This window comes from Actinomadura bangladeshensis, assembly GCF_004348335.1.
Classification (GTDB): Bacteria; Actinomycetota; Actinomycetes; order Streptosporangiales; family Streptosporangiaceae; genus Spirillospora; species Spirillospora bangladeshensis.
This window is the reverse complement of the sequence record NZ_SMJW01000221.1, coordinates 1-13,003: the sequence shown is the minus strand read 5'-3', so window position 1 is coordinate 13,003 and position 13,003 is coordinate 1. Positions and strand designations below refer to the sequence as shown.

The following is a 13,003-nucleotide window of genomic DNA, read 5'->3' as shown; positions in this document are numbered from 1 at the left end:
GCCCCGCCCCAGCGGGATGCCGGGACCGTCCCGCGGATGCGCAGGGCCGACCGGCAGGTGTGGCCGCGCCCCGAGGCGCGGGCCGCCCGGCGGCTGGTGCGGCGGGTCCCGCGGGTCGTGGACCTCGATCCGCTGCCGCCGCCGCCGGAGTCGGGGACGACCTTCGCCGGCCGGAGCTTCGTCCTCGTCGACGACGGGTGCGGCATCGCGCTGGAACTGGGCGACCTCCTCGAACGGCACGGCGCGCAGGTGCGGACGCCGATGGACGTCGACGGCCCCTGCGACGGGCTCGTCCATCTGGCGGCCCTGCGGCCGGGGGCGGCGGGCGTGCTGCCCCGCGCGTTCGCGGGCATCGGCCGGGCGGTGACCGGCGGCCTGCGGTGGCTGGTCCTCGCGAGCGGCGCCGGGGGGAGGTTCGGGCACGGCTTCCACGGCGGGGGCATCGGCGACCCGGCCCCGGGCGCGGGCCTGCGCGGCCTGGCCAGGACCATCGCGAACGAGTACCCGGAGGCGCTCGTCCGGGCCCTCGACCTCGACACCGAGGACACCCCGCGGGCGATCGCCCGGCGGATCATGGCCGAGCTGCTGGCCGCCGAGTCGCCGGTCGTGGTCGGGCACGAGGGCGGCCTGCGGCACGGCCTGGAACTGCTGCCGGCCGAGCCGCTCGGCGACGGCGCATTGGACCTCGGGCGCGACGCCGTCGTCCTGCTGACCGGCGTCGAGCACGAGGTCACGGCGCGGACGGCCCTGGAACTGGCCCGGACGACCGGCTGCCACATCGAGCTCATGGCCCGCGCACCCGAACAGGACCTGCGGCTGGAGGCCCTGGCGGAGCACGCGGCGTCCGTCCGCTGCCACGCGGGCGACGCGCGGGACCCGCAGGCCGTCCGGAGCGTCGCCGAGAACGTCCACCAGACGCACCGGCGGCTGGACGGCGTGATCCACGCCGCCGCGCTCGGCGAGACGCCCCGCGACCTCGACCGGGCGTACCGGGCGAAGCTGGACGGCGCCGCCGCGCTCGCCCAGGCGGTCCGGCCCGACCTCGGGTTCTTCGCCGTCCTGTGCGGGCTCGCCGGGGTGCGCGGGGACCGCGGCCGGGCCGGCGACGCGGCGGCCGAGGACGCATGCGGCACGCTCGCCCAGCTGTGGCGCAGGCGCCTGCGAGGCCGGGTGCTCGTCGCCGGCCTCGGCCCATGGCCGGACGGCGGCACGGCCCCCGGCGGCGACGAGGCCCTGATCGACCCGGACGCCGCCGCGGCGGCGCTGCTGCGGGAGATCGCCCGCGGCGACGAGCCGCACGTCGTGCTGAGCGGGGACGTCCGGTGAACGAGGACCGCGAGCCGATCGCGATCGTCGGCGCCGGGGCGGTGTTCCCCGGCGCCGGGTCGGCGGCCGAGCTGTGGCGCAACGTCCTCGCCGGGTTCGACGCGATCGGCGACGTGCCGCCCGGGCGCTGGGATCCCGCGCTCTACTACGACCCGGACGCCTACGCGCGGGCGCCGGAGAGCGACCGGTTCTACTGCCGGCGCGGCGGGTTCGTCGACGACCTCGCCACCTTCGACCCGGCCCGGTTCGGGATCCTGCCCGCGGCGGTGCCCGGCATGGAGCCCGACCAGCTGCTCGCGCTGCGCACGGCCGGGGACGCGATCGCGGACGCGGGCGGCGACGAGCGGCTGCCCGACCGGTCCAGGATCGGCGTCGTCATCGGGCGCGGCGGCTACATCACGCCCGGCGTGGCCCGCTACGACCAGCGGGTCCGGACGTCCCACCAGGTCGCCGGGATCCTCGCCGAGCTGCTGCCCGACCTCGGCCGGGAGCGGCTGGCGGAGATCCGCCGGGCGTTCTGCGAGCGGCTCGGCCCGGACGGCGCGGACGCCCCGATCGGGCTGGTGCCGAGCCTCGCCGCGTCCCGCATCGCCGGCACCTTCGACCTGCACGGCCCGGCCTACACCCTCGACGCGGCGTGCGCGTCGTCGCTGCTGGCCGTCGAGCACGCCGTGCGGGCGCTGCGCGGCGGACTGGCGGACGCGATGCTCGTCGGGGCCGTCCACCACGCGCACCACGCCACGCTCTGGAGCGTGTTCAGCCAGCTGCGCGCGCTGAGCCCGAGCGAGACGATCCGCCCGTTCGACCGGGCCGCCGACGGGACGCTCCTCGCCGAGGGCACCGGGATGGTGCTGCTGAAGCGGCTGTCGGACGCCGAGCGCGCCGGCGACCGGATCCACGCGGTCATCCTCGGCGCCGGGTCCTCCAGCGACGGGCGGGCCGCGAGCATCATGAGCCCGCTGGTGGACGGGCAGGTCCTCGCCGTCGAGCGCGCCTGGCGGGACGCCGGCCTGGACCCGGCGGCGCCCGGCGCGGTCGGCCTCGTCGAGGCGCACGGCACCGGCACCCCGGCGGGGGACGAGGCGGAGCTGGCGACGCTGCGCCGCGTCCTCGGCGCGGACGGCCCGCCGGTCGGGCTCGGCACCGTCAAGTCGATGATCGGGCACGCGATGCCCGCCGCCGGGATGGCCGGGCTGATCAAGGCCGCGTTCGCGCTGCGCGACGGGGTGCTGCCGCCGACGCTGCACGTGGACGACCCCCATCCGGCGCTGGCGGACGGCAGGCTGCGGCTCGTCCGGGAGGCCGCCGAATGGGAGCGGACCGGCGGCCCGCGGCGGGCCGTGGTGAACGCCTTCGGGTTCGGGGGGACGAACGCGCACCTGGTGCTGCAGGAACCGCCGTCGTCCACCGTGCGGCCGGGGCGGCGGCGGAGGCTCGGCACGCCCCGGGACGGCGAAGCCGTGCTGCGGCTCGCCGCCCGCACGGCCGAAGAGCTGGCGGACGCGCTGGCCGTTCCCGACGACGAGCTCCTCGCCCAGGTGTCCGAGGACGTCCCCGACCTGCCGTGCCGCCTCGCCATCGTCGGCCCCACGCCGCGCAGGCTCGACCTGGCGCGGGCCGTCGTCCAGCGCGGAACCGCGTGGCGCGGCCGCAGCGACGTGTGGTTCTCGCCGCGGCCGCTGCTCGCGGAGGGCGGCCGGCTGGCGTTCCTGTTCCCCGGGTTCGAGCCCGCCTTCGACCCGCGCGTGGCCGACGTCGCCGCGCACTTCGGCATGCCCGACCCCGGCCTCACCGGCCGCACCGACCTGCTCGGCCACGCCGCCGACGCGCTCGCCGCCGGGCGCCTGCTCGCCGCCGCGCTCGCCGAACTGGGCGTCGAGCCAGACGCCGTGGCCGGGCACAGCCTCGGCGAGTGGACGGCCATGACCGTCGCCGGCGTGTGCGACGCGGGCGACCTCATCCGCGACCTCGACGGCGCCGCGCTGGACGCGCCCGACGCCGTGTACGCGGTCCTCGGCTGCGGCGCCGCCCAGGCGCGGGAGGCCGTCGCGGCGGGGTCGGGGGTCTTCGTCAGCCACGACAACTGCCCGCACCAGTCGGTGATCTGCGGCCCGGCGGAGGCCGTCCGGGAGATCCTCGGGCGGCTGGCGTCCGAGGGCGTCCTCGGCACCGAGCTGCCGTTCCGGGCGGGGTTCCACACCCCGCTGGCCGAGGCGTTCGAGAAGCAGGTGCGGCACTCGCTGGAGGCCCTGGAGATCCGCGAGCCGCGGGTCCCGCTGTGGTCGGCGTCGACGGCGGCGCCGTTCCCGCGCGGCCCGGAGGCGGTCCGCGACCTCGCCGTCCGGCACCTGCTCGGACCCGTCCGGTTCGGCGAGCTGGTCGAGGAGCTCTACGGCGCGGCGCACGTGCGGGCGTTCGTCCAGGTCGGGCCCGGCGGCCTGACCGGGTTCGTCGCCGACCGGCTCGGCGACCGCGAGCACCTCGCGATCGCCGTCAACGTGCCGAAGCGGGACGGAACGGCGCAGCTGCGCCGGGTCGTCGCCGCGCTGTGGGCCGAGGGCTACGGCGCGTCCACGCCGCCCCCGGCCGCCGCCGGCATGCGGCTCGACCTCAGCACGCCGCTGGTCAGGCTGGACGGGGCGGTCGAGCCGATCCACCGCGCGCCGGGCGTGCCGTCGCTGCCGGCCGACGACCCCGTCCTGGCGGAGCTGGAGGCACTGCTGAACGACGCGGCGACCGGCGCGCAGTCCGTCCTGGAGGCGCTCGGCGGCGGGGCGGCACCGGTCGTGGCGGGGGAGCCGCCCCCGGAGACCGCCGAGCTGAGCGTCTCCCGCGCCTTCTCCGTCGAGGCGATGCCGCAGCTGGCCGACCACTGCCTCGTCCCGCAGGCCCCCGGCTGGCCCGACCTGTCGGACAGGTTCCCGATCGTCCCGCTGGCCGTGCTGGTCGAGGTGATGGCCGGTACCGCGCGCGAGCTGCTGCCCGACGCGGTCGTCATCGGGTTCGAGGACGTCCGCGCCGTCCGGTGGATCGTGGCCAGCCCGCCCACGACGGTCGACATCCGCGCCTACCTCGCCGACGACGGCGACCGGTCCCGCAGGGTCAAGGTCGTCATCCCGGGATACGCGGACGCGACCGTCCTGCTCGCCGAGCACTACCCCCTGCCACCCGCGCCTGACCGCACGCCGCTCACCATCGAGGGCCCGCCCATAGTCACCGCCGAGCGGCTGTACGAGGAACGCTGGATGTTCCACGGCCCGCTCTTCCGCGGCATCACCGAGATCACGGCGCTGGCCGAGGACGGTGTGCGCGCCGTCCTGACCGCCTTGCCCACGCCAGGGGCGCTCATGGACAGCGCCGGGCAGCTCTGCGCGCACTGGATCCAGGTGTACGGCGACACCAACCAGACCGTGTTCCCGGTCGGGATCGAACGCGTCCTGCTGTACGGGCCGCTGCCGACCACCGGTGAACGGCTGGAGACGACGATCTGGAACCAGTCCCTCACCGACACGACCATGCGCTGCTCGGCGGAGATGATCCGCGAGAACGGGACGGTGTGGGCGCGCATCGACGGATGGACCACGCACCGCTTCTACACCGACGAAGCCCTGTGGCGGATGAAGTTCACTCCCGAGGTGTCCGGAACGGGGGAGCCCCAGCCCGGCGGCTGGACGGCGGCGCGCAAACGCTGGGACGGCTCGGCGTCCCGTGACCTGCTGATGCGCCAGTATCTCTGCGCAAGCGAGCGCGCCGACTACGAGGCGCTGCCGCCGGTCATGCAGGGGCCGTGGCTGCTCGGACGGATCGCGGCCAAGGACGCCGTCAGGGACCACCTATGGCGCAACGGCCACGGGCCCCTGTTCCCCGCGGAGCTCACCGTCCACGAGGGGCCGACCGTGACCGGGCCCTTCGACGAGCCGCTGACCGTCTCGATCGCGTCCGACGGAGAACTGGGCGTGGCCCTGGTACGGCCCGGCCACGAACCGGCGGGCATCGGGCTCGCCGCCAACGAGAACAACGCACGGGTGCGCGCCGCCAAGCAGGCGGTGCTGCAGTCGATGAACCCAGGCGCGGACCGTACCGACCTGGTCGTGACCGTCGCCGACGCCGAACGGCTTCTCATCGCCGCAGGCGGCACGGTCACCACCGTGCAGACCCGCGAACTCGACGGGCACATCGTCGCCTGGACGACCGCGTCCGGCGGAACCGACATGGAGGTAAGCCGAGCATGACCCAGCGCCGCGCGAGCGCCCGTCGCGTCCAGGTCCCGTCGATCCTCGGCGACCCGGGAATCCAGCGGGTGCGGACCCCGGAACGCCGCTTCCTGCTCGCGGCCCCGCCGCTCACCGGGCGCATCGCCCCGATGGCCGCGGTCGCCGCCGAGCTCGCCCGCCGCGGCCACAAGATCGCCTGGACGGGGCACCGCGCGTCCCTGGAGACCCTGCTGCGGCCCGGCTCGCGCGTCTTCGGCGCCGGGGACGACTTCGGCGCGGTCCGCGACCGCTGGCTGGAGCTGCGCGGCCTCGACGCGCTCCGCTTCCTGTGGGAGGACTTCCTCGTCCCGTTCGGCCACGCGATGATGCCGGGCGTCGAGCAGGCCATCGACCGCTTCCACCCCGACGTCGTGCTGGCGGACCAGGCCGTCCTCGCCGCGCCCGTCGCCGCGCGGCACCGCGAGATCCCCTGGGCGACGTCCGCCGCGTCGCCGGCCGAGTTCACCCGCCCGCTCGCCGGGCTGCCGGAGGTCGAGGAGGAGATCCGCGACCACATCGGGGACTTCCAGCTCGACCACGGCATCGAGGACCTGCTCGACCTGCGCTTCTCCGACCACCTCACGCTGGTCTTCTCCACCTCCGCACTGGTCGGCGACACCTCGTTCTTCCCGGACCACTTCGCCTTCGTCGGCCCGGCCGCGACCCGTTCGGCCCCGTGCGCGTTCCCGTGGGAGTGGCTGGACGGGCGCCCCGCCGTCCTCGTCACCCTCGGCAGGATCGCCGGGCCGTCCGCCGTCCGGTTCCTCGCGGCCGCCGCCGAGGCCGTCCGCGGCATGGACGTCCAGGCGGTCTTCGCGGCGCCGCCGGGCACGGTGCCCGAGCCGCCGCCGAACGTCCTCGTCCGCGAGCGGATCCCCCGGCACAAGTTGCTGGAGCACGCCTCCGCGCTGCTCTGCCACGGCGGACACGGCACGGTCTGCGAGTCCCTCTCCCGCGGCCTGCCCCTGGTGGTGGCCCCGGTCAGGGACGATCAGCCGGTCATCGCCCGCCGGGTGGAGGCCGCCGGCGCGGGGATCGCCGTCGACTTCGAGGACGTCCGCCCGGAGGAGATCCGCGCGGCCCTCTCCGCCGTCCTGGCCGACGGCCCGCACCGCGCCGCCGCCGAGGCCGCGCGCGCCACGTTCGCCGCCGCCGGAGGCGCCGCCGAGGCCGCCGACCGCCTGGAGAAACTCGCCTGACCACCTGCGGCCCCGGCCCGGCCGCCGACTTCTGCCGCGTCGGCGCCCGCCGCCTCACCCCCGCCCAGACCGCCCTGACCGGCGAAGGCCCGCACGCCGCCGGCGCCCTCCGCGTCGTCCGCGACTACGCCGCCTGGCCTCCGTCCCTTGTGTTTTTTACAAAGTTGACTGTAAAAATAGGTGGGGCGCTGAAGAATCCGCGTCCGGGTCACGGTGGAAGGAGAGGGACATGGCGATCGCCGAGCGGACGGCCGAGACCACGTGGGAGGGGAGCCTCGCCAAGGGCGGCGGGACGCTGAGCGGGTCGACCGGCGCCTTCACCGGGCTGCCGGTGAGCTGGGACGCCCGGACCGTCCGGCCGGACGGGGTGACGAGCCCCGAGGAACTGGCCGCGGCCGCCCACTCCTCCTGCTTCGTCATGGCTCTCGCGCTGCGGCTCGGCGAGCACAAGGCCAAGGCGGAGCGGCTCACCGTCGCGGCGACCGTGACGCTCGACGAGGTGGACGGCGTGCCGACCATCGTGTCCTCGGCGCTGCGCGTCCAGGGGAAGGTGCCCGAACTCGACGCCGCCGGCTTCCAGACGGCGGTGGACGAGGCGGCCGAGCTGTGCCCGGTGTCCCGGCTCTTCGCCGGCGCCGAGATCAGCGTCGAGGCCGAACTCGTCAAGGACTGAGCCGGGCCGGTCAGGACGTGAGCGTCGCGTGCAGGCGGCGGGCGTTTCTCAGGGTGGCGTCGAACGAGGCCTCGGCGACGGCCTTCGCCATGAAGTGGCACACCCAGGTGACGAGGAAGGTGCCGACGATCAGCGCCGGCGCCCACGTCCAGGTCAGGTGGACGACGATGCGCTCGATGGTGGCGTGCGGGTCGACGACGGGCTCCCAGCTGTTCAGGCGGGCCCAGCGTCCGAGGAAGATGCCGATGGCGCAGAGGGCGTGCGCGGCCACGGTGACGCGGCCGTTCCAGGCGCTGAGGCCGAGCCGGGTGAGGTGGCGGGTGGCGGCGGCCAGCGACAGGTAGTACGCGAGGAGGCCCGACGCGATGAGCAGCCCGTAGAGGGGGAGGATCGCGGTCACCACCGGCCCGCCGCGGTCGGCGTGGACGATGTCGCCGCGCAGGTGGACGAGATCGGTCACGACGTACGGAGCATTTGGCAGGAAAAGGACGAAGAGCGCCAGGCCCGTCCACCAGAAAGGCGACCGGGAAACGCGGTTCCCGCGGAAGAGGAGGAAGGCGAGCCCGACCGGAATCCAGGCCAGGAAGGTGTTCCAGCCCATCCACCAGGCGTTGCGGTGGAGGACGTCGACAAGGTTCGGTGCCATCTGCTCCAGAATCCCCATGGCTCCCATGGTGCCTGAGGCGCCGCCTATTCGGTGGAAATAAAGGAGCCGAGCACGCCGTCCGCATTGCCGAGCCGGGAGGCCGCCTCGCGGAGGCGGGCGGGCCAGTCGGCGTCGGTGCGGACGGCGCCCACGACCTTCTCGATGGTCCCGGTGGAGCCCCAGAGCGCGAGGTTGCGGGCGTCGGCGTCCCGCTGGTCGCGGTTCCACCAGGCGCTGACGTTGCCGAGTTGGTCGGCGAGCGACTTCCCGGGAATGGCGCGCTCGTAGTGGGCCTCCCATCTGTCGCTGAACGGGTGGCGGCCGCCGCCGGGGTCGGCTTTGTGGGCGCGTTCGAGTTCCTCCAGGACGAGGCACCAGCGGTAGGGGGCCGCGAAATAGACGGTTTCGCCGCTGTCGCAGAGGCCGCCGTGCGCCACCGCCGCCAGATGCTCGGCGAGCCCGCCCGGAGCGGCGCGGGACGCGACGGCCGCGTCCACGGCGTGCGAGATCGCGCAGTCGCGGAGCCGGCGGGGCAGGCCGTCCAGGACGGACGGGTCCGGGCGCGGGGTGCCCCAGCCGGTCAGGTGCGTGGCGGCGGCCAGCTCCGCCCACAGCACCAGCTCCGGGCGGTCGGCCATGGCGCGCTGGGCCATGCGCATGTCGCGGAGGGTGCAGGGGGAGTCGCGGCAGTCCGTCCCGCAGGTGCCGCTGCGGGGGGTCACGAGGACGGCGGGGGAGGCGAGCGGCGCGGCGTGCTCCGCCCGGGAGCCGTCCGGGATGCGCACCAGATGCGGGAAGTCCATGCCGTCGGTGAACACCGCGCCCTCGCCCGGCGTGAGCGTGACCAGGAACTGCGACTGCGCCTCGGTGATGTTCATGGTGGCGCCGACCGCGTCCCGGTCGTCCCGCGCGGGCAGCCGGTGGACGATCTTGACGGCGGTGTTCTTGATGACGTCCGGGACGAGCTTGGACGGGATCTGCTCCGCCACGACCAGCCCCTCCCCGTACGCGCGGATCTCCGCGAGCAGGCTCGCGAACGTCTCCACCGCGTGCGAGGCGGGCCCCGCCTGCTCGCTGCGGCGCAGCAGCCGGTGCGCCTCCTCGAACACGCTCAGATGCCGCAGGCCGGCGGCCGCGCCCTGCCGCATCCGCAGGTGCTCCACCAGCCGGACCAGGACGGTCCCCATCAGGAACGCCTTGTCGCGGTCGTCGCCGACGTCCTCGATCTCCAGGACGACGTTGCGGGCGAGCAGCGCGTCGAAGTCGATCGGGTGGCCGCCCTCGAAGAACCGCCCGGTCGTGCCGAGCCGGAGGCTGGACAGCCGCACCCGGATGAACCCGCGCACGTTGTCGGTGATCTCCTGCCCGTAGCCGATGTCGTCGACGACCTCCTCGGCGACCGCCTGCAGATCGGCGAGGGACGGATACCGCGGCGACGTCCCCGGGAGGGTGGGCTCGCCGAGCGCGAGATCCCAGCCGAGCCGCTCGTAGCAGCGGGTCAGCGCCGCAGACAGCACCTGCGGGAACGGCTCGTCCGCCTCGAACGCGGCGAGGAACAGCGCCCGGACGAGGTCGGCGTGCGTCTGCAGCGGGAACGGCCGCCCGTCCGGGCCCATGGCCGGTTCGAGCGGATTGATCCCGGCCGCGATCGCCTCCGCGTCACCCGGCCGGATCGCGACGACCTGCGCGTCCGGCAGCCCCGCCGTCAGCAACCGGGAGGCCATCAGCCGGTACTCGGCCTTCGCCGGCTCCACGACCAGCCACGGCAGCCCGGCCGCGGAGGCGGCGGTCAGCAGCGACCGGATCGTCTGCGACTTGCCGGCGCCGGTCGCGCCGCACACGAACGTGTGCCGGTTCAGGCTCGCGAGCGGCAGCGACAGCGCCCCGACCTCGCGGCGGTCGCGGTCCAGGACCCGGCCGAGCGGGACCCCGGCGTCCGCCGACTCGGGCGTCACGTCGAACTCCGGCCGCATCACGAACCGGACCCCGGCGACCTCCCGGGCGGGCGGCCGCGCCAGCGCCGCCACCAGCGGGGTGCTCGCCTCGAAGGGCCCCTTCGCGCCCGGGACCAGCGCGTACGGCAACCGGGACAGGTCGGCCGACGCGCACACCAGCGCCGCCACCCGCGCCGCGGCCTCCGGCGTCTCGGCCCCGGCCACCAGATGCACCCGCCACAGCCCGTCCGTCGCCGACCGCCGCAGCTCGCGGTGCCGCCGCTCCATCCGGACGGCCGCCACCGACTCCTCCGGCGACATCTCCGCCATCGCCCGGGCGCGCTGCTGCCGGTCGGCGAGGTCGTCGGCGAGGCGCCCGGCCTCGGACGGGTCGACGGGCTCGGCGACCAGCAGCCATGCGAACGGCCGCATCCACACCGAGAGCAGACCGTCCTCCAGGGACGGCCGGGCGGGCTCCTCCTGGAGCCGGTCGTCGACGAGCAGGCCGTCGGCGATGCCGCCGATGCCGACCCAGTGCGGCATCGCGTCCTCGGCCACGCCGCCGGGGAGCATCACCCCGCGCCCGCCCGCCGGGAGGCTCAGCGTCGCCGCGCGCCCGTCCCGGTCGGCCACCAGCCCGGACCCGCCCACGAACACCTCCGTGGGCCCGAACGCCGCCGCGCGCCGCCAGCCGACCAGCACCGGATCCCCGCCCGCGTGGTACGCCGACACCAGTGCCGCGAGCCGCTGGTCGCGCCACTCGTCCCGGCCGTCCGCCCGGTCGGGGCGCGGCACCTCCAGCAGCCTGCACACCGGCAGGCCGCGCAGCAGCTCCCACATGTCAGCCCCGAATGCCATGGTGAGTCAGGTTATTGAGCAAGAGCACCCGTGGGAAGGCCGATTTGAGGTGGAGGGCCTGACAAGTTACCTGTCAATCTGCTTGGGTGGTCTGCGGCATGGCCGTGCGGGGCCGGGGGCCGCGGCGGCGGGCGTGACGAGCGGAGTCGGCACCTGAGCAGAGCGGGGGTTCAGCGTCGTGACGGGCGAACCGGTCGACCACGGGGGGCTGCTGTCGCGCCGCGAGCGGCTGTTCAGCCCCGAGCCCCGCATCGGATGGGTCTTCCGGGACCGCTGGTGGTTCCTGACCCCGTTCCCGGAGGCGCCGCCGCGGCAGCAGGCGTTACCGGAGTACCTGGCGCGCCGCGTCACCGAGACCGAGCTCGCCGCCCGGCGCCGGCTGACCCGCACCCTCCCGGCCAGTGCGGGCATCGCCGCCGTCCTGGTGCTGTTCGCCGCCTGCTCGGCCGGCGCCTCCGCGCGGCTGTCGGCCGGGTCGCTGCTGCTCGCGGCCGTCGCCATGGCGCCCGGCGGGGTGCTGACGTGGTGGGCCGTCCAGCAGCGGCAGGCCGCGCGGCAGGCCCACGAGCTGGCGCACAAGCAGGTCGTCGGCGGCCACCAGGAGCAGTCGCGGCAATGGCACACCCGCAGGCAGGCCCACGACGCCGCCGAACGGGCGCGGCTCGACGGGCTGCCCGAGTGGGGGCCGGCCCCGCTGCCCGGCCGCCGGCTCGACGTGTTCGGCGGGACGCTGTGGGCCTGGGAGGCGCTGCTCACCACCTACGGGACGTCCGCCCTCGCCGTCCAGCCGCTGCTGGTGCTCGACCTCTCGCGGGAGGTCGTCAGCCGTGAACTGGTCGAACTGGCCCGCGCCGCCTGGATCGGCGTGGACGCGCAGCTGCTGCCCAGCCGCCAGGCGTCGTCGAGCCTGCTGACCGACATGTCGCCGCAGGACCTCGTGGACGCGATCGTCGAGTCCATGCACGGCGGCACCCCCGACGCCGCCCGCGCCGAGCGGAGCATGGACGACCGCATCCTGACGAAGGTGTGCCGGGCCCTCGGCGACGACATCACCCTCGCGCGGATCGCCGCGGCCCTCCGCGTCCTGATGGGCGAGCCCGACGACGGGGACGCCCTGTCCCGCGACGAGCGGCGGCACATCGCGAACGAGCTGTTCACGGTGGAGTACCGGCGCCAGGCCCACGCGAACCTGTCGCGGATCGAGTCGTACGTGCACCCCCTGGAGAACCTCGGCACGGAGCCGTCCACCGCAGGGGCGGGGTACCTGACCTGCATCGCGCTGGACAGCCAGGCCCGCAACGTGCGGTCGGAGCTGCTCACCGACCTGATCGTCCAGTGGGTCACGCACCGGATCACCGCGTCGTGGGAGTCGACGCCCGCCCTGGTGATCGCCGGCGCCGACGAGCTGGCCCGCCGCCACCTGGAGCGGCTGTCGGACGCCTGCGAGCGGCGCGGCGTCCCGCTGACGCTGCTGTTCCGGCGGCTGCGCGAGACGTCCGCCGAGCTGATCGGCGGCGGCGCCGTCGGTTTCATGCGGCTCGGCAACCACGAGGACGCCGCGCGGGCCGCCGGCTTCATCGGCCGCGACCACCGGTTCGTCCTGTCGCAGATCACGAAGAACGTCGGCGGGAACGAGTCGCACACCTCGACCGACACCCGGGGCGAGGGCGACTCGGAGACCCGCAGCACCGGCCGCACGACGAGCACGTCCCGCAACTGGGGGACGAGCAGTTCGTCGGGTGTCGGCTACTCGGGCGGCGAGATGTTCGGGCTGTTCCCCGACCGGTCGACCTCCAGCCAGCGCGGCCGGAACCGGGGCGGATCCACCGGCGAGAGCCGCACCGAGGGCACCGCGGCCTCCACCTCCCGGAACTGGTCGGCCGCCTACGCCTACGCCGAGGGCACCAACTGGAGCGACGCCGACACGACCCAGCGCGTGTACGAGTACGTCGTCGAACCCGTGACCTTGCAGCACCTTCCCGACCATGCGCTGCTGCTCGTCCGGTCGGAGCCGGGCGGCGGACGCACCGTGACGCCCGTCGAATGCGACCCGGCGATCATCACGCTGGACCGCGTCACCACCGGCCCCCTCCCTGTCTCTTATACACCTCTGA

The 13,003-nt window shown here is 75.3% G+C and carries 7 protein-coding genes; 5 read left to right on the top strand and 2 right to left on the bottom strand.

Features of this window, described 5'->3' with window-relative positions:
* From E1284_RS31230 to E1284_RS31215, 4 genes are all read left to right on the top strand, one after another.
* A partial coding sequence (locus tag E1284_RS31230) for a KR domain-containing protein (protein WP_207924052.1) occupies positions 1 to 1,326 on the top strand: 1,326 nt, incomplete at its 5' end.
* A complete protein-coding gene (locus E1284_RS31225) occupies positions 1,323 to 5,558 on the top strand; it encodes a beta-ketoacyl synthase N-terminal-like domain-containing protein (protein ID WP_165965502.1) in 4,236 nt (1,411 codons plus the stop codon). The genes E1284_RS31230 and E1284_RS31225, both read left to right, overlap by 4 nt.
* Entirely contained in the window at positions 5,555 to 6,778 is a 1,224-nt protein-coding gene (locus tag E1284_RS31220; RefSeq protein ID WP_131943750.1) for a glycosyltransferase, read from the top strand. The genes E1284_RS31225 and E1284_RS31220 overlap by 4 nt, the downstream gene beginning before the upstream one ends.
* Positions 6,779 to 7,007: 229 nt before the next feature.
* Positions 7,008 to 7,451, top strand: coding sequence for an OsmC family peroxiredoxin (locus E1284_RS31215; protein WP_131943749.1), 444 nt, complete (start codon positions 7,008 to 7,010; stop codon positions 7,449 to 7,451).
* A 10-nt stretch (positions 7,452 to 7,461) separates the two neighbouring features.
* On the opposite strand, the gene E1284_RS31210 is transcribed toward E1284_RS31215, so the two are convergent.
* Both E1284_RS31210 and E1284_RS31205 read right to left on the bottom strand, forming a co-directional pair.
* Positions 7,462 to 8,115: a DUF1361 domain-containing protein gene (locus E1284_RS31210; protein WP_131943748.1), complete on the bottom strand. Its 654-nt coding sequence runs from the start codon at positions 8,113 to 8,115 to the stop codon at positions 7,462 to 7,464.
* A gap of 26 nt (positions 8,116 to 8,141) precedes the next feature.
* Positions 8,142 to 10,889, bottom strand: a complete 2,748-nt coding sequence (locus E1284_RS31205) for an ATP-binding protein (RefSeq protein WP_131943747.1) — start codon at positions 10,887 to 10,889, stop codon at positions 8,142 to 8,144.
* Positions 10,890 to 11,067: 178 nt separating this feature from the next.
* On the opposite strand from E1284_RS31205, the gene E1284_RS31200 reads away from it, so the two are divergent.
* Positions 11,068 to 13,003: hypothetical protein (locus tag E1284_RS31200; RefSeq protein WP_131943746.1), on the top strand; the 1,936-nt coding region annotated here is incomplete at its 3' end.

Coding starts and splice junctions, on each gene's coding strand:
- E1284_RS31220 (WP_131943750.1), top strand. CDS start 5,555: ATGACCCAGCGCCGCGCGAGCGCCCGTCGCGTCCAGGTCCCGTCGATC.
- E1284_RS31215 (WP_131943749.1), top strand. CDS start 7,008: ATGGCGATCGCCGAGCGGACGGCCGAGACCACGTGGGAGGGGAGCCTC.
- E1284_RS31210 (WP_131943748.1), bottom strand. CDS start 8,115: ATGGGGATTCTGGAGCAGATGGCACCGAACCTTGTCGACGTCCTCCAC.
- E1284_RS31205 (WP_131943747.1), bottom strand. CDS start 10,889: ATGGCATTCGGGGCTGACATGTGGGAGCTGCTGCGCGGCCTGCCGGTG.